This is a genomic window from Rossellomorea sp. H136, from assembly GCF_056838065.1.
On the sequence record NZ_CM166371.1, the window covers coordinates 3,630,622 to 3,653,969 of the forward strand.

Sequence of the window (23,348 nt, forward strand, 5' to 3'; positions counted from 1 at the left end):
GAAGATAGAAAATGCGTTCCAACACTTGCCTCTATACTTATCTGGAAAACTTCAATATAGCAGGTACCCTCAAGATTAGCTTTATAGAAAGTGTTACAATTATAATTATCAATAAGTCTGCTTTTGAAAAATCTAAATAATAAAATTAAAAAATAACTTTTTTACTTACTCTAAGTTCTTCAAGTTATAATCAGATGAATCAACGAACAGAAAAAACATACATACAATTCTTCAGAATTGCCCCCACTTGTGGATCTCTTTTATATATATTAAAACCAGTTAATCCAAATAGAAAATCTAATTGTCAACTTTTTTATATTCCCTATACCATTTCAACACCGGCTCAGTGGCAAAAGAGATAATTTCACGATTTGGATCGGGGAGATATGTAATTTCGGGTGCATCACTAAAATTTTTTTCAAGATAAATTTTGACACATAGGGTTATTTCAATATCATTTTCTTTAAGAAGTTCCACCCATTGATCTAATTCTTTTACACTTGCATTCATGAGCAACTGATATAGCCATGAAATTCTTTCACCCGTTTTACTTTTGCTATTTTTAAAATTTTCCCAATACCGTCTTCTTTCCTCTTCATCCCTTGGGGAACCTAACCCATATGAAATTACTGTCTTTCTTACAATTGACGATTCATCTTTTAAGTACTTCCATAACGTATCTCTTTTGATTTTCCCGTTTTCAATCCACTCGGTAAGTTCAATGGCTGGTATAACTGAATCTCTCTTACCGGTTGGAGAAATGTAGTTGAATTCAGGTACATCAACACCTTCTACAATATGTCGAATTACCTTTCCTACAGCTATTTTAGGTACAGGACTCTCATAATCTTGCATTAAGCATCCATTGTGAATTAATAAACTTTTGATTTGATGGTGATTGAGATGGGGATATTTTGATAGCAAATGAGCAAAAATGCCCGTCACAAGGGCCGCAGCTCCGCACGAGCCTCCAAAATAAGATAAGACACGGTTGGACTCATACGATTCGCAGAAAGGTATAGGCAAATAGGTGAACGGGGCTAAAATATCTGGACGAAAATAGCCATCTCCATTAATCCCCCATGGTACAGCCGGATGGGGCTTATGCTTATTGGAATCGGAAACTCCAGTATCATCATATCCACCAACTGTAAAAAATTCGGTGGGGTGAAGGTTATTATGTGCCTTCGTATTTCCATTAGCAGCAATAATCAATAGTTCTTCTTGAATCGCCGGTTGCATCGATTGAAGAAAAGGATCCTGAGAAGTAGGCTTCATAGAACCTATTTCCCTTGTATTAGGTACCAACAAATTCAAAAGAATTTGGATATTCCACTTATTACGCCTCTTAAGAATCCATTTTAATCCAGTTTCAATTTTTTCTGGCTCATTCTCAGAAAGCATAATGAAATTTGCTGCTGGAACTAGGCCAACATGGGAATGGTTATGTAATTTTAAAGGTAAATGAGCCAAAAGCTGTAATGTCATCATCCCGTGTTCCACACTCCTATTTATAGGTTTAATATTTTGGGATGTAACATCCATGCAAGTAACACCTAAATCGTCCCCGACTTTGACTTGCTTTAACCTACTTCCTAAATGATGAACTAGCTTATGGGGAATGATATCATCTAGAATTATGATGCCAATGCCTTTACCGGATGTATTTACGTCTGGTGCCTCAGGAAAGCCTAATCTTCTCCAAATGGGTTCCACATGTTGCTGTATATGTTCAAGCCAATCCTCTATCTTCGATTGACTGTTTCTGAGATCTTTCATGTTATCCTCCATATCTCGATCAGTCGTCTAATCATTTTGAACTTTGGGTGTGCCTGCTGGTTTGTTAATTGGAAAATCACTTGATACTACAATATTAAGCGCTGTGCAGCAAAGTCCAAAGCACTTCGTACAATCAGCTGTTAAACTTTTTCTAATATTTTGGGCTGTTTCATTATCCATTTTTATGCCCTCTTAAAATTTTCTACTCTTTAGTTGAATAAAATTCATGATTTTATTCTACAAGATTCCTAACAAATATTGCCTTAAAATGGAAAAAGGACGCCAATCCTTTTTCCAGAATAGCGCCCTTTTTTAGTAGTTTATTATATTTCTTTATTGAACTCAATTAATCATTTGTTAAAAACCTACAATTTGGTCCGATGACATCTAATGTTGTTAACCAAACTATTCATTTTGGTTTTTCTGTAGGTAACTAAACTCCAAACTGTTTTAAATGATGGTCAAGGTGTTTGTAAATTCCTTTACCCCATTGCTCGGAAGTAAGTTTGCCGAAGAATGAATGTGGATGAGTTGTGCACTTTTCAGGCCCATTAAATTGGAATGTTATAATTTTTTGTTTCAGGTTTTCTCTTTCTATTTCAAAATTTTTTTCTTCTACAATCAAAATGGCCGGAATTGTGGACATATTGCGGGCTAATGGCTTGTCATTATAAAAGATTGGTTTTACAAATTTCCCTATTAATATTCCTAACCACCCTCTCGGATGAACAGAATTTCCCATTGCTATGTCTTGGAACGATGAGCAATGAGCTAGCATTTGGGCAACGTCCATGTTTCCCCATTGTGGTTGAGAATTTGGGGTTAATTTATCGATACGATTTACAATTTCCTCTGTATGCAAATGATTAAATATATTTTTCATTAGTACAAATCCCCTTTATAAAATATGACTTGCTCTCTATTTGCTCATATATTCCATATTGGACTTCGATCACCATTAAAGATTCTTCTTTAATTTTAATCCATAGTTGGTAGTTTACAAAATCCTTATTCACGAATATGGCCCGTTAGTTCAATCACTCCAACAAAAAAAAGCGTTAATCCTTGTTAGAATCAACGCCCCTAACTTTAAGTACATTCATTTACAAAGTTAGTACCAATAGTTGAAGATATCCATAATTTCATCAAGAGTTGTTCCGACATTTAAGCAGATTCAATGATAGCAATTACATTCATCGCATCGGTAAATATAATGTTGTACTTACCCTAACTGACGTTTAAATACTTTACTAGCGAAGAAATAAGCGATGACCATGATTCCGACGCACCAGGCAAGCGAGATCCAGATATCGTTGCCGACAGCTCCTTCAAATAAGAGGGCACGAATCGAATTCACGATTGAAGTCACGGGCTGGTTCTCTGCGAAAGCCCGAACTATTTTAGGCATGGTTTCAGTGGGGACAAAGGCTGAACTGATGAACGGCAGAAAAATCAGCGGGTATGAGTATGCTGTTGCTCCTTCCATGGACCGTGCTGTCAACCCGGGAATAACCGCCAGCCATGTCAGCGCTAGAGTAAACAGCACGAGTATCCCAAGTACCGCGAGCCAATCCAGGATATCAGCACTGGAACGGAAACCCATCAAGAGGGCTACGAGGATAACCACCACAACAGTAAGCGCATTGGAAACAAGAGATGTCAATACGTGGGCCCACAATACAGACGAGCGCTTGATGGGCATGGTAATGAAGCGCGCCATCAGTCCACTTTTCACATCATTAAAGAGCCGCAAAGAAGTGTAAGCGACGCCGGATGCGATCGTGATTAGCAAGATTCCCGGCAATAGATAATTGACGTAGTTGTCCGTGCCAGTCTCTATAGCACCGCCAAATACGTAGACAAACAGTAGCATCATCATAATCGGAGTAATCGCCACTGTGATAATCGTATCCGGGCTACGTAAGATATTGCGCATTAATCGTCCCAGTAATACCCCTGTTTTACTTTTCATTTACATCTCCTCCTTTTTTTCCAATGATTGCGAGAAAAATTTCTTCCAATGTCGGCTGCTTTTCGATGTACTCCACTTTCGCAGGCGGAAACATCTCTTTGAGTTCAGTAAGGGTACCGGTCGTGATGATTTTTCCGCCGTGCAGGATGGCAATGCGATCCGCCAGTTGTTCCGCTTCCTCCAGGTACTGGGTCGTCAGCAATATGGTCGTGCCACCCCCGGCAAGCTCTTTGACGGTCTCCCAGACTTCAATCCGTGCTTCGGGGTCAAGCCCTGTGGTCGGTTCATCTAGAAATATTACTTCCGGCTTCCCTATCAGGCTCATGGCGATATCAAGCCGGCGCTTCATCCCCCCTGAATAATGATCTGCACGTCGGTTGGCTGCATCGGTGAGACTGAATCTTGCAAGCAGATCATCGGCGACTTGAGAGGGATTGGAAACCCCACGCAACTTGGCAATCATCATCAGATTTTCCCGCCCGGTTTGCATGCCGTCTAAAGCGGCAAACTGTCCAGTCAAGCTGATGTTCTGGCGGACATGATCCGGTTGACGATGAACATCAAAGCTGCAAATACTTACTTCACCACAATCCGCCTTCATCAGCGTCGAAAGGATATTGACGATCGTGGTTTTTCCCGCTCCATTAGAGCCCAGCAGTGCGAAAATTTCACCACGGGCCACCTCAAAATCCACTCCCTCTAAGACTTCCTTGTCTTTAAAGGATTTTTTCAACCCTTTTACACAAATCGCTGCATCACTCATATATTTTTCCTCCTAATAAAAATCGCTAGTTTACCTATTCACCAGTACTCAGTCAGACTGATATTCTGTAATACTTACTACTAGATTAAAAAAATAACTGAATAGTGAAAGTACTACCACATTCAACCAGCTATTCAGTCGGTATTCTCTTTTTCATTCACTTTTTTCCACGGCCAATCGTATCATTCAACTTAGCGCGATGCTTGTCACTCCAAGTCTCCGAGTCCTTCACCAGTTCATCACAGAAAGCAGCTACGTCCTCACCCGTGAGATCAGTGACATTCTTACCTTCCGCTGCTCCTACCTCGAACAGGTCGAGAATGCCATTAAAGATACGGCTGGTGTCCTTCCAATCGGTGAGACCACCTGCGGTCCACATATATTTTTGGATCGCTTTGTAAGCGTTGAGGTACTCACTTGGAAGTGTCTTCGCACGCGCCTCCATCGCCTTCCATTCCCGCTTGTCAGCCAGACTTCCAATAACCTTTTCAATAAACTTCATCTTATCCTCTCCTTTTGATTTCTTTCGTTTTGAGTTCGTTCATTTTACTTGAGACGAAATCCCATTTCCCCCAAAAAATTTCGAGCTTTTCATGACCTGCTGCGTTGAGTGTGTAAAATTTTCTCGGAGGTCCCACAGTAGATCGCTTTTTTTCAATGTCCACCAGATTGTTTTTCTCAAGGCGCATGGTAATCGTATAAACTGTACCTTCGACAACATCCGTGAAGCCGAGTTCTCTCAGCTGTTGCGTGATTTCATAGCCATACGTTTCACCGCGGCTGATGATTTCAAGCACACACCCCTCAAGCACCCCTTTCAGCATTTCAGTAAAATTCTCCAAATGTTCACCCCCCGTATTTGTATTTCGTTATACTTTCAGTACACTGTATCTCAGGTATTTTGTGTTACTGATATTCAGTAATACTAACTACTGGTATATAGTATCGCATAATAGCTCAAATTGTCAATCAAATAATAGCCCATTTTTTTAGTAACCGACTAAACTTCAGCTCTGATGGTAACTGTGAGGTATTGTATTAATCGGATTCCGCTACCCATTCACAAATCATCGTTAAATGATTCTCCTTTAATTCTGCATAAATACTTCCGTTCATTTTTTCCATTAAGCTTTTCGCGATCGGTAAACCAAGCCCAGTACCTTTTCCGGTTCTTGTTTGATCCGCCTTATAAAAACGGTCGAACATTTGATTTACATCAAGCTCACTCATTTTCCCAACAGAATTTGAAATTTTCAGCTGAACGACTGCATCCATTTCTTTAAGTTGGATGGTTACATTTCCAGTTGAGTATCTAATGGCATTCACCGCTAAATTTTCTATAACTCTTTTAACGATAGAGGGGTCGGCCATCAGCATAATATCTTTTTCTGGAATATGGATTTCCGGTTCTATGTTTCTCTTATGAAATTCCTCATAAAAACCAAATAGTGATTCAATAAGGAGATTGTTAAAATTGACTTTCTCCATTCTCAAAGGATAATCCGCTTGTTCAATAATCGATAGCTCGAAAAAATCTTCAAGTAATATCTTTAACCTTCCTGCACTATTTTTGATTGTTTTAATGTATTTCTTCTTTACCTCATGGCTAATTTCATCTGATTCCAGAAATTGAATATATCCCAATATTGATGTCATGGGTGTTCGAATATCATGAGAAATATGGGATATAGCCTGTCTTAGTTCATTTTCAGTGGAACGCTTGACTGCTTCAGCCTGTTTCGTTAAATCAATCTGGTTATTTATTTCCTGTGCTAACTCCTCGAAATCGCGGTCATAAAAGCTAATCGTCATTTTTTTCGCTGAATCCTGTTGATGTAATTGCCGGAGTTGCAGGGTTGCACTTTTCATTTCCTTTTTCAGCAGATAAAAACGGATGAGGACATATGCGAAGGCTGCCAAAACTGCCATCAATAAATAGATTATCATTTGTCCTCACCCACTTTCATTTACTTAATTTCTTTTCTCTGAAATATAAAGCTCCCTAAGGCGCCAAATAACAGAAACGTCAGAATGGGAACCACTATTAGGATTAATACATCCCCGCCCTTCAACGTATTCACAATGATAATGTCATAAATCAACTTAAAAATGGAATGATTTAAAATGGTTTCAAACAAGGGCACTTTTGCTGCTAACATTTGCAGGGGCCAATCAGCAAATACAAAGAACAGAAGAAGAAACCCTATCGTTTTCCCACTGTCTGTAAACAGGATAGAAAAGATCGCCATAATGGAAGCGAAGGCTGCCCCGTACAATATAATCAGTCCCAATGTTTGCAGGTAATATGTCCACTCAGGCATCTCTGCAAATCCAAAATAGATGGCGCTGGATCCTGTCATCACAATCGGTAATATTAATGAAATGATAATGGCTCCAATTGAAAATACGATAAGCTTTGCAGAGTAGATTCGGAACCTGCTATTGCCTGAAGATACGATACTTTTCATCGTCCCCATGGAGTATTCACTCGTAATAAAGAAGCCTGCCAAAATACTTGGAATAAGCTTCACTATATTCGCATGAGGACCGAGAATACTTTCCCGATAGTAATCCTTTACGGTTGGCAATCCTGAAGCCCCATTATCGAATTCTATTAGTGGAAACAACACTGCAGCCGCAACTAACATCCAGGTCAGGAATCGAAATGACCGGTCTTTCTTTAATTTATACCACTCCGTTTTGATTAAGTTACCCATGCTGTACACCTCCAATACGATGACTAAAGTACGTTTCCAGATCTTCTCCCATTGGCATAAATTCTTCTATGACCAATCCTTCACTGGTTAAGATTTTGGAAACTTCACCAGGTACGTCAACATAGGCAAACAACCTTATGGTTCCATCAGGCATCACTTCGAACTCTTGTGTTGAAAAATGATTTTCTATTACCGTTGCAGCTTTGTTTCGATCATCCACTTTAATATGCAAGTACTGCTGACATTTTTCATTCAGTTCTTTCGCGGAAAGTTGTTCTAACAATTCTCCCTCATGAATAATCCCATAGTGAGTGGCCAGCAGATGCAGTTCACTTAATATATGACTGGAGATTAGTATAGTAATTCCATATTCTCTATTAAGCTTTTTAAGTAATTCCCGTACTTCGACAACTCCCATAGGGTCCAGTCCATTAATCGGTTCATCCAGAATCAGAAACTCAGGATCCCCTAATAATGCGATACCAAGGCCTAAACGCTGCTTCATTCCTAATGAAAAATTCTTTGCCTTCTTTTTTCCTGTATTCTGCAAACCGACTAAATTCAAGTTTTTTTCGATACAGTCTTTTCCTGGTATCCCTTTCAGCAGACGGTGAGCTTCCAAGTTTTCAGCGGCGGACATTTGCGGATATAGCGCCGGTCCTTCGATGATGGTTCCAATTCTTTTTCTGGCTTCAATAATATTTCGTTCCTGGCTTTCTCCAAACAATTCAAATGTACCTGTCGTTGGATACGCCAGACCGGTTATTAGGCGAATCAGCGTTGATTTCCCGGCACCGTTCTGGCCGATAAAGCCATAAATAGACCCTTTTTTGATCATGACACTCACTTTATTAAGCGCCATTTTATTTTGATATGTTTTTGATAATTGACTGGTTTTTAAAACATACTCATTCATCAAAATTTCCCTCCTTTATTCACTTGTTCAAAGGGCTCCTCTTTGAACACTCTTAAAGTATAAGAAGGAAAACGTAAGAAAGTCTTAAGTCATATCTTAAGAAAACCTTAAGTTTTAAGTTTATAGCCCATTCCCCAAATGGTTTCAATATACTCTTCATTCTGATTCGCTTTCGCAAGCTTACTTCTGATATTACTTACATGAACATTAATGGTATTGTCGTCCCCATGGAATTTCTCATTCCACACACTCTCAAACAAATTAGACTTTGAAAAAACCTTTTTAGGCGAGGACATCATGAGAAGCAATATCTCATATTCCCTTGCCGTTAATTTGAGTTCATTATCATTCACTGTCACTATTTTTGAGTCCGTATCCAACACAATATCTTTATATATCATTTGATTTGTTAGTGGAGCATCTGATAGATCACGATACCTTCTAAGACAGGAATCTATTCTGGCCGATACCTCATCAACATCGAAAGGTTTTGTGATATAGTCATCTGCACCAGCTCTTAACGAATTGATCTTCGATTGTGTTTCAAGCTTTGCCGAAATAACAATGATCGGGACATTACTTTCTTTTGTTACTTTTTTTAATAGATCTTCACCAGATAAACCCGGGAGCATCAGATCAATTAATACCATATCCCATTTCTGACTATCCAGGTAGATCACTGCTTCCGTACCTGAATATGCGGGCTTCGGGGAATAGCCACTTTTCCTGACAATATTACATAGTAAGCGATTAATATCCTCATCATCTTCAATTATTAGAATATCAACTGAATCCTTCAACTGAATCACCCTCACATTTATTACCATCATCATTGATTGAATTCACGACAATGTCAAGTGTTGAATAATCGTTGTACCCACCTAAAAAAAAATCGAGCCTAAAATCTCTATGATTTCAAACTCGATTTCCTATGCTATCTATTGTTTCTCCTAAATCACTTTATACTACTGGATATAAACATGGAGGCATCCTGTTTCATGAAAATACGTTCTCCATGATGGAATGTCTTGATTTCACTTAACTTAAATCCCGCTTCGAATAGCCTTTCTTTCAGTTCTTCATGGACAAAACCGTTATGAACCTTCGGGTGGTAGATGTTATCGTTTTTGTCAAAATCAACAATAATGAGCTTGCCACCATCATTCAGAATGTTGAACAACTCATTTAGAATCTTTTTAGTATCGGGAATATGAAGAAGGACGAGTGACATTAACACGATGTCAGCCTTAAGATCAGGAGTTCCCTGGGTAAAATCTGAATAAAGTGCTTCTGAGTTAGTGATACCTTTTTGAGAAATCTTTGCTTTCGCAACCTCTACCATTTGTTCTGATGAATCGACCAACAAAATGGTTTCCACTAAATCCGTTAATTCCAGACTAACCAGCCCGGTGCCACTCCCGTAGTCAATTAGAGATTTTGATTTACTATTTTGTAGTTCTTGTTTTACTTCGTTAACAATTATCTTTGCCAATTTTATTCGATCTTCTGTATCGTATCTTTTCGCCATCTCTTCAAAAACGTTATTTTCCATATTTCATTCTCCTATCCTTAGCATTGAAGCTGCATGGTAAACATTATATCAAATCATGAAGATCTGATCCTCCCTAGCAAATCCTTTCATATAGACCATGTGGACGCGATGAAATAAGGAAAGCTTTATAACTCTATTTCCATCCGCCTCATTTTTGTCTTCAAATTCATTGATTCATAAAATTTTATAGCATTTTCGTTAAACTCCCACACGCCTAATTCTAATGAGTCTGCTTCTATATCGTTTGCGAATTCCAATATTTTCTCAAAGAATATTTTCCCCGCTCCTTTTCCTCTGTACATACTATCAACACCAAAATCGTCCATATAGACAACTTTCTTTGGAATGAGAATGGGTCTTTCCTCAGTATGTTGGATCGAAAGGATTGTATAAGCGATTGGTTGGTCTTCTTCCAGTAAGAATACCTTTGTATTTTCTCCCTCTATCAAGTTGTTAAAATACTCTTTGTCTAACGTAGTATCAGCCATCTTATAATGGTCTGGTCTTTCCTTTGTATGGATTTCGTGCACTTGTCTTTGGATTTGATGAACCACATCATAATCATTCTTGGCAGCTTCTCTAATGTGCATATTCAATATACTTTCCCCCTGATGTTTGCTGTGTTGATTTAAGTGTTTGTTCTCACAGTCATTTTTCAAAGTAAACTGCCGCTACTTAAACAATATTAAATTAATCCTTTTCTACCTTATCCTTCTTCCATTTATAAGGGACTTTCGACCAATTATATAACATCAATAACAAGAACATAAACAAACAGATCATTATATTATCTGTCCACTGAACTTGTCGATTATCGATCATTTGCCAAACAGTTGATGATAAGAAATATATAAAGGGGAGCTTAATGCTATCCTTAAACAATTTTATCCTACTCTCTTCTTTGCAAATTGCTTTCACAAGTGTTATTCATAAATTAAACTACTATTTTAATTAATACCAATTATTTCAAAATCCAGCATCTTACTCAAGAAAATTTTCTTCAATGATTTACTTTTGTAGAAATAAATGAAAAACAGTAGAAAAATAAAATCATTGCCATGCAGAAAAAAATTAAAATCCCACTAATAAAATGAACATATAATGTGAAGATCATAAAAAAATTCATTAATGCTATAATTAGAAAAATGTTTATCCTATGTTTATTTTTGTATCTTAAACTTAAAATAATTGACAAGAAGAACAAAAGACTAGCTAAATAAAATAAAAATTCTAACTGTCCATCAACCTGAAAAATAACGATATACAAATAGAGTAGTAATACAAAAAGGATTTTAATAAACTTAAACATTAATTTTTCCTTCTTTCTTAAGACTATTAATCCATGCTCTAAACTCATCTTGTCCAAATCACATTAAATAGCATGTGAAAATCTTAGAGTTAAAAAAGTAGTGTCTGACCCTCACTACAATAAAACGTTAACATGCTGAGGGTCAGACACCAAAAACCACAATAACCTGCCAGTACAAGCATGGCCGGTTTTTATGATGAATGTGGAAATCAATCTTGTATACCTTTTGCTTAAAATTGTTTTAAGAAGTCGTCAATCCATGTAATATCCGTAGAAAATTCCTTATTTGCACCAACCCAATATTGAAGAAATTTTTCTTTATCCTCTTTCCATTCGGGATACGCTTCTTTAAATGTGTCAATGAATAATGAATTCCCTGCAAGGACTGCGTGGTCTTCATGAGATATTTGCAAGCCCCACTCTCCTTGCGGTGAATAGAGGGAATTCTCGACCACAAGAGGCATGGATTGATAGTCTTCGTAGGCAATGGTATTCTCGGCGACCCAGTGTTTTGGTGCCAAGTCCGAGTGAAAGTCCTGTGAAAGATTAAAAGAATCACCTTCCGACTCCGACACGAAAAAGGTCCCTTGTCCAACCTGTTCAATGGTTTTCATCAGAGCATGGAACTGATTTTCCTGAAGATAGTATCCGTTGGTCGGGAAGATCAGCAGCTTTTCGTTAAGGGTTCCTTGAAATGGATTCCCAAATGGATCCGATTTCTTAAATACTCTCTGGAAGGCTTCCTTTAACCGGGAAATGCCGTCTGCCTTTTGTACTCTTTCCATTTATATACCTCTTTCCCTAAAGAAACTTTATTTTTCTAACGCCTTTTATTATAATGGTGGAAATTTACAAGAAGCTTAAAGCAACCTTAACTTTTCTTACCTTATTAAAAGCACAAAAAATACGCCCAATCCCAACACGGAAAAAGCGTATTTTCTAACTTTTTTCACAATCATTCTTTACCTCAAAACAAACCAATCTGCATTCATCACCTTCACCCAGGCGGCAACAAAGTTACAAACAAATTTTTCTTAGTTATCCTCCTGTACATACACCTCTGCAATGGCGCGAAGGACGAAGTTGGAACCGAAGACGAGGTGCCGGCAATGTATTTTTGTTACACTACCTATAGTCCATTATTTGCGAATCGAGGTGAATGGTTCATGGAAAATATAACAACTGAAGAAAAGCAGCATTCAATTGAAGCGTTTCTATCCATCATTCGTAAATCGGATAATGCCCTTGCTCATATGAAACCTGGTGCTCCTCAGACAAAGTTGCTTGAGAAGAGATTAAAAGCAGCAAGGATTGGCGCAGATATGCTTCATGCACGTTGGGAAGGCAAAGATTTGGATGTGAGCAAAGGAGATTTGATAAAGGCAAAAGTGGTTCTGGAGGGCTTGCTGTTGACGCTTCCTTCCTTTCTTGAGAAGCTGAAGCCTGGAAGTGGGCAGCGTACCTACATCGAGAGAAGGATAAAGGCATTCCAGATTGCCGTTTCCTATCTGCATGATTCGGTCAACTAAAAATTGCTGACCGGGGACGCTTCCATTATACTTTTCGGATAGAGAGGAAACCATCCCCGCTCTACTATGACCAACTTTTCTCCAAAAATAACTGAAGGTGACACCATTTTTAAATGAGAGTTTTTTAACACTTTAAACATAAATTGGCTTTGGGTTGAAATTGGCTTTAGATAGACAACATTAATAGATAACAAAAAGAACATTGGGGTTTAAGCTCTTCCCAATGTTCTTTATCTTCAATTAACTTGCCCTATCGTATTATAAGGTCAGCCAGATATTTCTGGTTGATCATTTTTTATATCGATATATGATTGAGGTATCCGGGGTAGAAGGGAAGCCCCCGTGGGACTTGATACCGTTTAACAAGTTAAGTAATTGCTTGTAACTCGATCCCTGAATATCCTCTTTGATTAGAAATCTAGAAGATTTGCTTATCTTTACATTAACAGAGCCTTTCTAATTAAAAATTAAAGGAAAAGTAAATATTACGAAAGCTGCCCAAACCCCGTAGACCGGTAAATACTTAGTAACGGAATCTTGGATAGTTGAAGGTCCGGTTTTGTTTTGTAGAAAACGCATATAGGAGAACATAATCCAAATTAGATTTGCCCAGATAAGTATGTTTACACCTAAAACAGCAAGTCTGTTTGGAGTAATCCCATAAGAAGAAAGTCTGAACACTATGGCTGACAATGCCACACTGTCAATGATAAGGGCAAGAACAATTAGGGCAAAATTTATATAGTCTGAAATGTTTTTTTTCTCGTCTGAGTCGCTTTCGGTAATGGAAAATATGGTAACGACCAATACACCAAGGAGTATTCCATTGAAGGCTATCAGGAAATCACGGTCCAAGAATGGATTTTTCCCGAGCCATATAACAGCAATAAGATAGACCAACAATGTGACCAGGACAAGAGGGCTAAAAATTTTAGCTATATAGGGTGTAATATTCTTAGCAAGTTTAAGATTCATTGATACCAGGTACGCAGCCACAATAGCGAGAGCGGAAGCACCAAATAAAACGACATTACTAAAATAAAATTCCTCTATATCCAAGCCGATAAAGCTGAATAACTGCATGGTTAATGCTGCCAGTATCATTCCACTCACAGCCATGCTGGCGTAAAGAATACTATATTCCAAATTAAATTTGATATAGGCTAATCTAGTACTACCTTTTGAATACTCATTTCCTGTAAATGCAAGCCCTAACACTATCCATAAGAATATGGGAATGTGTAAATAAGCAAGGATAATACTGTCTTTATCACTTAAAGGCAGCATATTAAGATAAACCCCAGAAATTAGGAACAACCCTACAAGAGAATAAATAACACTTTTTTTCGGAGTATTTTTGTAAACAAAATAGGTAGCAATAAAAGGAATTATACCAAAGGCCAGGTTAATTGGAGCAATCACTTCCTGTTCGACAAAATGGAAAATGATCCTGGTAAATATCCCTGCCATAATGGCTAAAATGCCCATGAATATGAAATCTTTTTGGATCTTGGAAGATTTTTCTGTATTTGCTGCCTCCTTGAAATGCAATCTTTCATACCAAACGCCAAGGACCTGAGAATCAGGATTTTGTTCCCATGCCTGTAAGAATGAATTTTTAAAAGCTTTAGGGTCTTTTCTATAAATTCTCTCCAGTTCATGAGGGTTAGCCATGTTTTCAATAATCGAATTGTTATATTCCATCGTAATACCTCCCCTAATAATTGTCTTTTCCTCCACAATGTTTAACTATCTTCGTCACTTTTGTATTCTAAAATATCACCAGGCTGACACTCTAAAGCCTTACAAATTGCCTCTAAGGTGGATAATCGAATCGCTTTCGCCTTTCCATTTTTCAATATAGAAAGGTTAGCCATCGTTATCCCAACCCTACCCGAAAGCTCTGTTACGCTCATTTTCCTTTTTGCTAACATCACATCAATATTGATTATAATTGCCATTGTTATTCACCTCAGACCGTTAAATCATTTTCTGATTTTATATCAATTGCTTCTTTTAAAAGTTTCTGGAGAACTGCCGCAAACACTGAGATAACCATCGAAGCAAAAGGAACAACCAATCCGACAAAGATAACTCCTGGGGCGTCGTCTAGTTCCGCAAAGATATAGAAGAGCGGCAAAACTAGTACATGCAAAATACTGATTGTGATTGCACAATATTTGATATTCTTTAAAGCTTTTACAGATAAATCAGAGAAAGCTATATTTTTGTCAATGTAGCGCAGGAGTTTAAAAGCCTGATACAAAGCAAAATAAAAAGGTATGGCTGATGCATCAAAAACGATGAAAACGAAATATTTTATAACCGCAAACTTTGGAAGTAATGTTGCTGAAAGGTCCGCCATCTCAGGCACCAAAAAGATGCACAAAGCAAGAATTGGGACTCCTATAAAAATAACCGCTATTTTTAAAAACAACGTTGTTATATTTTCCATAAAAACACCTCATTTATTTATTCTAATTTTGATTTTAATACAAAGTTTATCGATTTACAATAAATTTTTATTAATTTTTATAACAATTTTATTGTAAAATGTTTACGAATTTAAAAATAAACTAAAAAACCACGATATAAAAACGAACAATAGAAGCTTAAGTTCTTAATACCGCTAATGATTTCCGTGCAAGACTACGCTTTCCGCGGGTAGCCCGTGAGCCTCCTCGGCAAGCCTGCGGGGTCTCACATAAGCTACTCTTCCCGCAGGAGTCTTCGTCTTGCACTTCAATCAACCGCTAGAAACAGCTAAATTCAAATGATTCAAAAATATATAATAAACCCGAACAAATCTGCCCACTAAGAAGCAGATTTGTTCGGGTTTACTTAGGCTAAAATACTTTGATCCAGCCTATCATAATAAATTTTTGATATTTCCCTCCAAGCAAAAAAGGATCTGGAAGCTCACTTCCAGATCCTGTCCATATTGAGGCTTTGAATTCCTTTATTTTCACATCAAACCCTTATGAATTTTTCAGTGGTAACTATTTATTAATTCGTTTGTTAACTTCAATCGTAATGAACTCCGGCAAATAATTGGGAGTACATCCTTTTGATACCATTTCATCTTTGTAAAGACCCGTTTTCTCACCAAGTTTCACACAACGTGCTCGATACTTTTCATCATAAACGCCTATCCAGCCTGCGGTGAAATTCATAGCCCATTGAACTTCCGGTTCTTCCTGCGTAATATTAGCTTCGATTGCAGATAGTAAGTTTGCGGTGTTATCAGGCGGTGTTTGTCCAGTCCATCTCAATCGCCCTTGATAATACCAGAAAGCTCGCCTTTGAAGAGCATAAGGACTATTTCCCCATGACTCCATCAATGCAATGTTCTTCTTGTCTTTGGTGAGCTGATTAGCCATTAACCAATCCATTAAGTTATTTCGCTCATCATATGTGTGAGTCTGCATATCCTCATCAAGCTTATTTAGTACATCTTGTGAAAGAAGTTTTTTGTCCATAATTAAGATTGCCAATAGTCTGGGTAAAAACTCTCCGGTTGACCAAAGTTCCATAGCTAGTTCGTGATCTTTTTTAATGTCCTTTGCGATTTTTCGTAAGTCGCCTAGCTTAGTTTTACTATTGATCTGAGATAGAATGTTTTCTGCTTTTGATGAGCGTTTTATTTCTGTGCTTTTATTTTTATTCATTTGACACAACTCCTTATTAAAGCACTGTTTCATAATTGGCGGGATATATCAATAACTAAATTTCGTTATCAGTCTTATTGCATACAATTGTACCATAACAATGTAAATGGAGTGATTCATTTCGCTGTTATTTATGGTACAGTTCCCGACTACTAGTGCTAAACTACATTCTCAACAATCTGGCCCGATACAAGAAGAAAGAGCGCAGCTTCCCACTAAGTTGAGCATAGATCTTTGTCGTCTCACTTTTCTCATGTCCCAAAAGGCTTTGGATCACTTCCAGAAGTGCACGGTTATTAATTAATGAGTTGCATAGCTATGTCTTAATTGATGAGGGTGCACTTCTTTATACCGGCTCGTTTAGAAACCCGTTTTTAAAGTATCGAATCATATCAATACTCATTCGGTGTTTGGGTTTTCTCTCAGTTATGAATAGGCTTAAACTCCCCTATTCTTAAATAAGAACGTGCTAAAATCCTTATTGATTTATTTTCTTTCACTCCATTTACTTTATTATTGAATAAATACAAGTGTCAGTTAGCTTGCTGCCATCTGCGGATAAATCATCATTTCTTAAGGTTCCTTCTAATTCAAAACCTAGTTTTACTGGAATCGAACGACTTTTATTGTTTGTTGATTCACATCTTATTTCAATCCTTCTAAATTTGAGTTGCTGAAAGCCGAGGTTAGTTAACTCACTTACTGCTTCTGTCATATATCCATTGCCACTAAATTGCGAGTTTATCCAGTATCCAATTTCACATTTAGAAATCTTCCAATTAATTCTGTGAAGGCTAGCAGTTCCTATAAAATCATTAGTATCTTTATGAAAGATAAGATAGCGAAAGCTTTCTCTTTTCAAAAAATCTATATGGGCGTTTCTTAGGAGAATTTCTGTTTCTTCAACAGTAGGAATTGCCTGGAATAAAAGCAACCATTGCTTTAGTTCATAAATTGAATCCTTAATAGCTTGGTGTACTACATTCCCGTCACCAGCTTGATTTGGTGCTCGAAGAATTAGTCTATCTGTTTCTATTTGTAACGGAACATCTATTAAAATAGGATTCATATTATTCCCCTCTCTAAAACTTTAAATTAAGACCTAATGAAACTCATATATTAAAGGATTCATTGAAATTGCTATTAATGTAATTCAACAAAAAAGCACATTAATCCTCCGGACCAGAGTACTTAAATTTGTTATTAAATTTAACTGCCCCATTAATTGAAGAAGGGCAATGCCAGATCGTTGAGTTGATCTTCAGTTATTGCCCCCCTTTAGTTAAAAAAGGACGATAATCATAATTATCATCCTTTTAGTTTTTTCTTGCTGAACAATATCGTTGTACTGTGAAGCAATGACCCTATTATTTTATCGCCTTTTTAATATCTCATTTTCTGCTTTTAACATGAAAAAGATATTCCGATCCAAACTTGCATTTTCTATTCGAGAATCAGTGTTACTTACTCCTTCATTTATTAATCATTTCAAATTGTTAAAACTCAAGAAACATTTACGTCATAATTTGGACATGAATTTCTAGTAGTCTATATTCATTGTGACAATGAGACAGGTTATCTAACATACTAAAATATGAGCGACCTTCCTCACAGTCCAATAAAGAAAATATTAAGTGACAAGGGAGGTGCCCCCTGTCAGGAGGAGGAGTCTAGGATGAATTTTATTAAACGAGCTTTGTTGAGTGTAAAAGCGAGAAAAGGAAAAAGCCTACTACAGATATTTGTGTTTACTGTTATTTGTGTTTTGGTACTAGCTGGTCTTTCTATTCAAACGGCGGCTCGAAAATCTGGGGAGCTTGCCAGACAAAAGCTTGGAGCGGATGTCACTCTTCAAGTAGACATAGAGAAACTACGGGAGAACATGCAATCCCAACAGCAATCATCAGGTGAACGAGTACGTTTCCAATCTACACCGATTCCAGTGGACTCAGCAGAGGAATTAACATCATTCTCACAAATTAAGGGGTACAATTTTTATTCTTCCACAACCGCATTGGCTACAACTTTTGAACCGATTGAAAGTGCCGAAGAAGCTGTGGAATCAACGGATGAAAGTACGAACAGTAATGTGACACAAGGCCAAGGTAGGTTTGGAGGAATGGCTCAAGGTGATATTTCAATTCAAGGTGTTACGTATACAGACTCCACAACAGAATTTATGGACAGAACATCGGCTTTAGTAGATGGCGAACACATTAATGAAGAAGATATAGGAAAAAATGTGGCTCTTATTGAACAGACTCTTGCGGAAGAGAATGATTTAACAGTTGGCGACACGATAACGGTTACCAATCCTTTGGACGACTCAATTACAGTAGAACTTTTAGTAAAGGGAATTTATTCTACAACCTCAGTTGGTTCGGATCAAGGAATGAACTTTACTGCCCTAATTCCATACAACAAAATATATGTTCCGTATACGACTGCAGCTACGTTAAAAGGAACGGATTATGAAGGAACAATCGATAGTGCTATTTATTACATTGAAAATCCTGCAGAAATGGATAGCTTTGTAAATCAAGCTCAACTAGAAAGTAGCATTGATTTTGATACGTTCAAACTAGATGCTAATGATCAACTTTATCAACAGATGGTTGGTCCGATTGATAATGTGGCTAGCTTTTCAAATAACATTGTTTTTCTTGTCTCGATAGCCGGCGCAATTATTTTAGGTTTAATTATCATGATGTCAATACGTGAACGAAAATATGAAATGGGTGTGCTTTTAGCAATCGGTGAACTCCGTTGGAAGCTTGTGGGTCAGTTTATTGTTGAAATTTTACTTGTGGCGGCAATCTCTTTCGGAATTGCAACATTCAGTGGTAATGCCGTTGCTAACCAAGTAAGCGATCAGCTGTTAAATCAAGAATTAGAGACAGCGGAACAGACAAATACACCGGCATCATTTAGAGGTAGAGGAATGGCAGGAGGAGGAATGCCAGGATTGCAAGCAGAACAAACTCAACAAGTCGAGAAAATCGAAGACTTGGACGTGAGTGTAACTGCTGATGACTTAGGATTATTAGCCATAATTGGAATACTTATCGCAATCTTATCTTCTCTTCTGCCAACGTTCTCGGTGATAAGACTTCAACCGAAGACAATTCTGAGCAGACAGGATTAATTTTCAAAAAGGAGATGATTACAAAATGACTTTGCTTGAATTAAACAATGTTAGCTATTGGTATAAACATGAAAATAAAAGACACGATATTCTAAAAAATATCAATATCAGCTTTGAACGAGGTAATTTTTATACGATTGTAGGTCCTTCTGGTTCAGGTAAGACGACCTTTCTAGCACTTGCAAGTGCACTTGATGCGCCGAAGGAAGGTTCTATATTCTATGAAGGGAAAGAAGTAAAAAAAATTGGCTTAACTAAATTCCGAAGCAAATATGTTTCAATTGTCTTTCAGTCGTATAACCTGTTACCTTACATGACGGCTTTGCAAAATGTCATTACGGGTATTGAAATAAAAGGAACAAAGCATAAAAATAAAAAGGAGTTCGCACTGCAAATGCTCGATCGGGTGGGTATCTCATCAGAACAAGCTCGCCAGAAAGTATTAACACTGAGCGGAGGACAACAGCAGCGTGTTTCCATTGCACGTGCACTTTGCTCAGATACAGATTTAATTGTAGCAGATGAACCCACAGGTAATCTGGATGAAAACACTGCACGAGAAATTGTCGATCTTCTCCAATCTTTAGCACATAACGAAGCAAAATGTATAATTGTTGTAACCCATGATCAAACGATTGCAAGCAAGTCAGATAAGGTTGTGAAGCTATCTAAAGGAAACCTTACGTTAACAGACAACATAACAGGAAATTTATCCCTCGCTGGAAAATAGATTAAACTTAAAAAGACCCTCTAACCATATACAGAGGGTCTTTTTAAACCTCCCTCGTTGGCTCATGTACATTCTTCACAGAGTAGTCACTAGTAGGAAGAAATTTGTTGCGCAGTATATGTCGACTATGCATTAAGAGATGATACTTACTTCTTCAACTAAACTGCTCCATTAATTGAAGAAGGGCAATGCCAGATCGTTGAGTCGATCTTCAGTTATTACCCCCCCTTTAGTTAAAAAAGGACGATAATCCATTATTATCATCCTTTTAGTTTTTTCTTGCTGAACAATATCGTTGTGTTGTGCAGCAAAATGGTCTATTGAAAATGGAAATTTTTTCACCAAAACTCTCCGTTAATAGGCTAGAGAAAACGACTTCAACAGTTGTTCCAAATACTGAAGATCAAATTATTTTTTTAATAGAGTTCTAAAATTTGACCTTAAACATAAATAAGAACGCATTTCCTGTTATGAAAATGCGCCTTTTAATGGAATAAGGTTGAAAGCAATCAGTACTACCCGTCTTATTCAATAAGCCTTTTAATATTTTGTATATCCTTCTCGCTCAATTGAGACAGTAAGCTATCATTAATCAACATTTGCATCTCATAAATGACTTGTTCTCCCTTTTTCATGAGAAAGATATCAACAGATCGTTTATCGTTTGGACCTGTTTGACGTTCAACTAGCGATCCAACTCGATGTTGTTCCAGTCTTGTAACTAAGCGTGATAGAGCACTATGACTAAGGCCCACTTTTGGAACTAAATCTGATAACCTCATCTTCTTTTGTTCTGATTGTGCCAAGTAATACATAAGGTAAAATTCTTTCATTCCTAATTGAAATTGATCTTTTAGTGTATAATCCATTGCCTTCAGCAAACGATCGTGATATTTCGTCAGACTAACCCAAGCATTAAACAACTCATTATTATTCATAATAAATAATCCTTTCCAGTGCTTTTTATTGACATTATTATACCATAAGTTATATTATATGCATGCGCAAACAAATAAAAGAAAAGGAGTTTTCTATAATGAGTCGTTTATTCAGCCCATATACAATTAAAAATCTAACTTTGAAAAATCGGATTGTTATGTCACCAATGTGTCAGTATTCAGTCACTAAAGAAGATGGTATCCCAAACGATTGGCACTTTGTTCATTATGTCTCAAGAGCGATCGGTGGAACAGGTCTAATTATTATGGAAATGACTAGTGTTACCCCCGAGGGACGTATTACAAATGGCGATCTTGGTCTTTGGTCAGATGAACAAGTACCACATTACCAACGACTTGTTAATGAAATAAAAAAGTACAGCACCAAGGTTGGAATTCAAATTGCTCATGCAGGCAGAAAAGCAGAAGATGCCGATCAACCTTTGGGAGCTTCTGATATTCCTGTAGAAGTATTACCAGAGGAAACAATGAATGGTGAACTTACCCCCCCAAGAGCTTTAACAAACCAAGAAGTGAAAGAAACCGTTCAGCAATTTAAACAAGCTGCAGAGAGAGCAATAAAAGCAGGTTTTGATACAATCGAATTACATGGCGCACATGGTTATCTCTTGCATCAATTTATGTCACCAAGCATCAACAATCGTACAGATGAGTATGGAGAAGATCTAGCGCTTTTTGGGGAAGAAGTTATAAAGGCGGTTAAAAGTGTCATGCCAGCAGATATGCCACTAATCATGCGAATGTCTGCCATTGAATATATAGATGGGGGCTATGACTTATCACACTCTATTGATATGGCAAAACGTTTTAAAAAAGCTGGTGTAGATGTCTTTCACGTTTCAAGTGGTGGGGAAGGACCTCCCGGAGAACGTAAACCACAAAACACACCGGGTTATCAGGTACCCTTTGCACGGGAGTTTAAAAAACAATTAGACCTTCCAGTTATCGCTGTTGGTAAATTAAACAGCCCAGAACTGGCAGAAGCAACCATATCAAATGAAGATGCAGAACTTGTAGCAATTGCAAGAGGTATGCTTAATGATCCTTATTGGAGTTTACACGCAGAAAAGAAATTAACTCATAAAGTAAACTCACCTTTTCAATATTCAAGAGGAATAAGATAAAAAATAAGAAGGTTCCATATTAGGAGCCTTCTCCTTTATTATTATTACCGCTACTAATTCTATGTTGATTAGTACAGGCAAAAGTTTTAATATTATTATCCTTTAAAATTTGCAATGCAGCTCTACTGAACGAAAATGGGGAGAATCTTTCGGATGAATAAAGTGTCCAGTACCACCAATAGTTCCGTCACGGTCAACAAAAACTGCTTCAATATTCATTGGTTTGATATTCCCCCTTTTTTATCTTTTCTTTTTCAACTACCTGCTCAAATAATTGAAGATGGGCAATAGCCTGTTCCTCAGTTATTGCCCCCGTTTGTGTAATATCAATAAATGTGAAAGAGCTGCAGAAATTGCTACTTCTTTATGGACCTATTCGCTGCTTCAAGAGCATGAATATTAGTTGTGTCAAACAGAGGAACATCTGAGTCCTCCTGTTTTATCAATAATCCAATTTCTGTACAGCCTAATACAATACCTTTAGCTCCTGTTTCGATTAAACCTTGGATCTTTTTTATAATAATCTCTAGATTTTTGTTGAACCTTACCTAAACATAACTCTTCATAAATAACCTTATTTACAATCTCTCTTTCATTGTCATTTGGTATCATAACCTTTATACCTTTAGACTCTAAACGTAATTTGTAAAAGTCTTGCTCCATTGTATACCTTGTGCCGAGTAACCCTACTGAACTAATTCCTTGCTCTTTAATCTGATGAGCTGTTGCATCTGCAATATGCAAAATAGGTATGTTTATTTTTCCCTGTATATCACCAATAACCTTGTGCATGGTATTGGTGCAAATGACGATAAAGTCTGCGCCAGCTTTTTCAAGAGAATGTGCAACGTCACCCAATGTTTCACCAGCCTTTTTCCAGTCACCCTCTGACTGATAACGCTCAATTTCTTCAAAGTCAACGCTGTATAAAAGACATCTTGCAGAATGTAACCCCCCTAATCTTCTTTTCACTTCTTCGTTAATAATCCGATAATACTCAACAGATGATTCCCAACTCATTCCACCCATAAGACCAATAACCTTCATGTTAATACCCCGCCTCAGCCTTTTTTGTTATTCTAATTCAAATCAACGTCCTATAGAACAAAAATTCATCTTCTAAAACATTCAATAAACTGACTGATAATCCCTACGCAGTATTCAATAATATGATTAAAATGCAAA

25 protein-coding genes and 1 pseudogene are annotated in these 23,348 nt (G+C 37.3%); 4 read left to right on the forward strand and 22 right to left on the reverse strand.

Going from position 1 to position 23,348, the window contains the following annotated elements:
- Positions 1-297: 297 nt before the first annotated feature.
- From ACYH0O_RS18550 to ACYH0O_RS18615, 14 genes are all read right to left on the reverse strand, one after another.
- Positions 298-1,779 carry a S8 family serine peptidase gene (locus tag ACYH0O_RS18550; protein WP_482629835.1) on the reverse strand — a complete coding sequence of 494 codons (1,482 nt, stop codon included), beginning with the start codon at positions 1,777-1,779 and terminating at the stop codon, positions 298-300.
- 27 nt (positions 1,780-1,806) lie between these two features.
- Positions 1,807-1,959 carry a hypothetical protein gene (locus tag ACYH0O_RS18555; RefSeq protein WP_482629836.1) on the reverse strand — a complete coding sequence of 51 codons (153 nt, stop codon included), beginning with the start codon at positions 1,957-1,959 and terminating at the stop codon, positions 1,807-1,809.
- Positions 1,960-2,212: 253 nt separating this feature from the next.
- Positions 2,213-2,662 (reverse strand): DUF1569 domain-containing protein, encoded by a 450-nt coding sequence (locus ACYH0O_RS18560; protein WP_482629837.1) that lies wholly within the window; start codon positions 2,660-2,662, stop codon positions 2,213-2,215.
- Positions 2,663-3,001: 339 nt separating this feature from the next.
- Positions 3,002-3,751: an ABC transporter permease gene (locus ACYH0O_RS18565; protein WP_482629838.1), complete on the reverse strand. Its 750-nt coding sequence runs from the start codon at positions 3,749-3,751 to the stop codon at positions 3,002-3,004.
- Entirely contained in the window at positions 3,741-4,514 is a 774-nt protein-coding gene (locus tag ACYH0O_RS18570) for an ABC transporter ATP-binding protein (protein WP_482629839.1), read from the reverse strand. The genes ACYH0O_RS18565 and ACYH0O_RS18570 overlap by 11 nt, the downstream gene beginning before the upstream one ends.
- A 157-nt stretch (positions 4,515-4,671) precedes the next feature.
- Positions 4,672-5,016 (reverse strand): DUF1048 domain-containing protein, encoded by a 345-nt coding sequence (locus ACYH0O_RS18575; RefSeq protein ID WP_482629840.1) that lies wholly within the window; start codon positions 5,014-5,016, stop codon positions 4,672-4,674.
- Between the two features lies 1 nt (position 5,017).
- Complete coding sequence (locus ACYH0O_RS18580; RefSeq protein ID WP_426893069.1) at positions 5,018-5,356, reverse strand: PadR family transcriptional regulator; 339 nt, start codon at positions 5,354-5,356, stop codon at positions 5,018-5,020.
- A gap of 196 nt (positions 5,357-5,552) precedes the next feature.
- Positions 5,553-6,461: a sensor histidine kinase gene (locus ACYH0O_RS18585; protein ID WP_482629841.1), complete on the reverse strand. Its 909-nt coding sequence runs from the start codon at positions 6,459-6,461 to the stop codon at positions 5,553-5,555.
- Between the two features lie 20 nt (positions 6,462-6,481).
- On the reverse strand, positions 6,482-7,231 hold the full coding sequence (locus ACYH0O_RS18590) for an ABC transporter permease (RefSeq protein WP_482629842.1): 750 nt from the start codon (positions 7,229-7,231) through the stop codon (positions 6,482-6,484).
- Positions 7,224-8,147: an ATP-binding cassette domain-containing protein gene (locus ACYH0O_RS18595; RefSeq protein ID WP_482629843.1), complete on the reverse strand. Its 924-nt coding sequence runs from the start codon at positions 8,145-8,147 to the stop codon at positions 7,224-7,226. The genes ACYH0O_RS18590 and ACYH0O_RS18595 overlap by 8 nt, the downstream gene beginning before the upstream one ends.
- A 107-nt stretch (positions 8,148-8,254) precedes the next feature.
- Complete coding sequence (locus tag ACYH0O_RS18600; RefSeq protein ID WP_482629844.1) at positions 8,255-8,947, reverse strand: response regulator transcription factor; 693 nt, start codon at positions 8,945-8,947, stop codon at positions 8,255-8,257.
- A gap of 155 nt (positions 8,948-9,102) precedes the next feature.
- Positions 9,103-9,699 carry a class I SAM-dependent methyltransferase gene (locus ACYH0O_RS18605; protein ID WP_482629845.1) on the reverse strand — a complete coding sequence of 199 codons (597 nt, stop codon included), beginning with the start codon at positions 9,697-9,699 and terminating at the stop codon, positions 9,103-9,105.
- Positions 9,700-9,824: 125 nt separating this feature from the next.
- Complete coding sequence (locus tag ACYH0O_RS18610) at positions 9,825-10,289, reverse strand: GNAT family N-acetyltransferase (protein ID WP_482632612.1); 465 nt, start codon at positions 10,287-10,289, stop codon at positions 9,825-9,827.
- Between the two features lie 949 nt (positions 10,290-11,238).
- Complete coding sequence (locus ACYH0O_RS18615) at positions 11,239-11,793, reverse strand: hypothetical protein (protein ID WP_482629846.1); 555 nt, start codon at positions 11,791-11,793, stop codon at positions 11,239-11,241.
- Between the two features lie 381 nt (positions 11,794-12,174).
- Between ACYH0O_RS18615 and ACYH0O_RS18620 the strand changes: the two genes are divergently transcribed.
- Positions 12,175-12,537, forward strand: coding sequence for a hypothetical protein (locus tag ACYH0O_RS18620; RefSeq protein WP_482629847.1), 363 nt, complete (start codon positions 12,175-12,177; stop codon positions 12,535-12,537).
- 456 nt (positions 12,538-12,993) lie between these two features.
- Here ACYH0O_RS18620 and ACYH0O_RS18625 read toward each other — a convergent pair whose 3' ends face one another.
- From ACYH0O_RS18625 to ACYH0O_RS18645, 5 genes are all read right to left on the reverse strand, one after another.
- Positions 12,994-14,241 carry a DUF4153 domain-containing protein gene (locus ACYH0O_RS18625; RefSeq protein WP_482629848.1) on the reverse strand — a complete coding sequence of 416 codons (1,248 nt, stop codon included), beginning with the start codon at positions 14,239-14,241 and terminating at the stop codon, positions 12,994-12,996.
- 41 nt (positions 14,242-14,282) lie between these two features.
- A complete protein-coding gene (locus ACYH0O_RS18630; RefSeq protein WP_149156133.1) occupies positions 14,283-14,498 on the reverse strand; it encodes a helix-turn-helix domain-containing protein in 216 nt (71 codons plus the stop codon).
- An 11-nt stretch (positions 14,499-14,509) separates the two neighbouring features.
- Positions 14,510-14,992: a DUF2975 domain-containing protein gene (locus ACYH0O_RS18635; protein ID WP_482629849.1), complete on the reverse strand. Its 483-nt coding sequence runs from the start codon at positions 14,990-14,992 to the stop codon at positions 14,510-14,512.
- 544 nt (positions 14,993-15,536) lie between these two features.
- Positions 15,537-16,205 carry a DNA alkylation repair protein gene (locus tag ACYH0O_RS18640; RefSeq protein ID WP_482629850.1) on the reverse strand — a complete coding sequence of 223 codons (669 nt, stop codon included), beginning with the start codon at positions 16,203-16,205 and terminating at the stop codon, positions 15,537-15,539.
- 505 nt (positions 16,206-16,710) lie between these two features.
- Positions 16,711-17,274: a GNAT family N-acetyltransferase gene (locus tag ACYH0O_RS18645; protein WP_482629851.1), complete on the reverse strand. Its 564-nt coding sequence runs from the start codon at positions 17,272-17,274 to the stop codon at positions 16,711-16,713.
- Positions 17,275-17,880: 606 nt separating this feature from the next.
- Between ACYH0O_RS18645 and ACYH0O_RS18650 the strand changes: the two genes are divergently transcribed.
- The gene (locus ACYH0O_RS18650) at positions 17,881-19,350 is read left to right on the forward strand and encodes an ABC transporter permease (RefSeq protein WP_482629852.1); all 1,470 of its coding nucleotides are present in this window, start codon (positions 17,881-17,883) and stop codon (positions 19,348-19,350) included.
- 25 nt (positions 19,351-19,375) lie between these two features.
- Complete coding sequence (locus tag ACYH0O_RS18655) at positions 19,376-20,080, forward strand: ABC transporter ATP-binding protein (protein WP_482629853.1); 705 nt, start codon at positions 19,376-19,378, stop codon at positions 20,078-20,080.
- Between the two features lie 171 nt (positions 20,081-20,251).
- Here the strand turns inward: ACYH0O_RS18655 and ACYH0O_RS18660 are convergent, their stop codons facing one another.
- Both ACYH0O_RS18660 and ACYH0O_RS18665 read right to left on the reverse strand, forming a co-directional pair.
- A complete protein-coding gene (locus tag ACYH0O_RS18660) occupies positions 20,252-20,422 on the reverse strand; it encodes a hypothetical protein (RefSeq protein ID WP_482629854.1) in 171 nt (56 codons plus the stop codon).
- Between the two features lie 182 nt (positions 20,423-20,604).
- Positions 20,605-21,018, reverse strand: a complete 414-nt coding sequence (locus ACYH0O_RS18665; protein WP_482629855.1) for a MarR family winged helix-turn-helix transcriptional regulator — start codon at positions 21,016-21,018, stop codon at positions 20,605-20,607.
- Positions 21,019-21,116: 98 nt separating this feature from the next.
- On the opposite strand from ACYH0O_RS18665, the gene ACYH0O_RS18670 reads away from it, so the two are divergent.
- Entirely contained in the window at positions 21,117-22,163 is a 1,047-nt protein-coding gene (locus ACYH0O_RS18670) for an NADH:flavin oxidoreductase/NADH oxidase (protein ID WP_482629856.1), read from the forward strand.
- A gap of 356 nt (positions 22,164-22,519) precedes the next feature.
- Here the strand turns inward: ACYH0O_RS18670 and ACYH0O_RS18675 are convergent.
- A pseudogene (locus tag ACYH0O_RS18675) lies at positions 22,520-23,210 on the reverse strand (aspartate/glutamate racemase family protein).
- Positions 23,211-23,348: the final 138 nt, after the last annotated feature.

Coding starts and splice junctions, on each gene's coding strand:
- ACYH0O_RS18620 (WP_482629847.1), top strand. CDS start 12,175: ATGGAAAATATAACAACTGAAGAAAAGCAGCATTCAATTGAAGCGTTT.
- ACYH0O_RS18590 (WP_482629842.1), bottom strand. CDS start 7,231: ATGGGTAACTTAATCAAAACGGAGTGGTATAAATTAAAGAAAGACCGG.
- ACYH0O_RS18615 (WP_482629846.1), bottom strand. CDS start 11,793: ATGGAAAGAGTACAAAAGGCAGACGGCATTTCCCGGTTAAAGGAAGCC.
- ACYH0O_RS18550 (WP_482629835.1), bottom strand. CDS start 1,779: ATGAAAGATCTCAGAAACAGTCAATCGAAGATAGAGGATTGGCTTGAA.
- ACYH0O_RS18665 (WP_482629855.1), bottom strand. CDS start 21,018: ATGAATAATAATGAGTTGTTTAATGCTTGGGTTAGTCTGACGAAATAT.
- ACYH0O_RS18670 (WP_482629856.1), top strand. CDS start 21,117: ATGAGTCGTTTATTCAGCCCATATACAATTAAAAATCTAACTTTGAAA.
- ACYH0O_RS18625 (WP_482629848.1), bottom strand. CDS start 14,241: ATGGAATATAACAATTCGATTATTGAAAACATGGCTAACCCTCATGAA.
- ACYH0O_RS18610 (WP_482632612.1), bottom strand. CDS start 10,289: ATGCACATTAGAGAAGCTGCCAAGAATGATTATGATGTGGTTCATCAA.
- ACYH0O_RS18655 (WP_482629853.1), top strand. CDS start 19,376: ATGACTTTGCTTGAATTAAACAATGTTAGCTATTGGTATAAACATGAA.
- ACYH0O_RS18605 (WP_482629845.1), bottom strand. CDS start 9,699: ATGGAAAATAACGTTTTTGAAGAGATGGCGAAAAGATACGATACAGAA.
- ACYH0O_RS18645 (WP_482629851.1), bottom strand. CDS start 17,274: ATGAATCCTATTTTAATAGATGTTCCGTTACAAATAGAAACAGATAGA.
- ACYH0O_RS18555 (WP_482629836.1), bottom strand. CDS start 1,959: ATGGATAATGAAACAGCCCAAAATATTAGAAAAAGTTTAACAGCTGAT.
- ACYH0O_RS18630 (WP_149156133.1), bottom strand. CDS start 14,498: ATGGCAATTATAATCAATATTGATGTGATGTTAGCAAAAAGGAAAATG.
- ACYH0O_RS18560 (WP_482629837.1), bottom strand. CDS start 2,662: ATGAAAAATATATTTAATCATTTGCATACAGAGGAAATTGTAAATCGT.
- ACYH0O_RS18650 (WP_482629852.1), top strand. CDS start 17,881: ATGAATTTTATTAAACGAGCTTTGTTGAGTGTAAAAGCGAGAAAAGGA.
- ACYH0O_RS18635 (WP_482629849.1), bottom strand. CDS start 14,992: ATGGAAAATATAACAACGTTGTTTTTAAAAATAGCGGTTATTTTTATA.
- ACYH0O_RS18595 (WP_482629843.1), bottom strand. CDS start 8,147: ATGAATGAGTATGTTTTAAAAACCAGTCAATTATCAAAAACATATCAA.
- ACYH0O_RS18565 (WP_482629838.1), bottom strand. CDS start 3,751: ATGAAAAGTAAAACAGGGGTATTACTGGGACGATTAATGCGCAATATC.
- ACYH0O_RS18575 (WP_482629840.1), bottom strand. CDS start 5,016: ATGAAGTTTATTGAAAAGGTTATTGGAAGTCTGGCTGACAAGCGGGAA.
- ACYH0O_RS18570 (WP_482629839.1), bottom strand. CDS start 4,514: ATGAGTGATGCAGCGATTTGTGTAAAAGGGTTGAAAAAATCCTTTAAA.
- ACYH0O_RS18585 (WP_482629841.1), bottom strand. CDS start 6,461: ATGATAATCTATTTATTGATGGCAGTTTTGGCAGCCTTCGCATATGTC.
- ACYH0O_RS18640 (WP_482629850.1), bottom strand. CDS start 16,205: ATGAATAAAAATAAAAGCACAGAAATAAAACGCTCATCAAAAGCAGAA.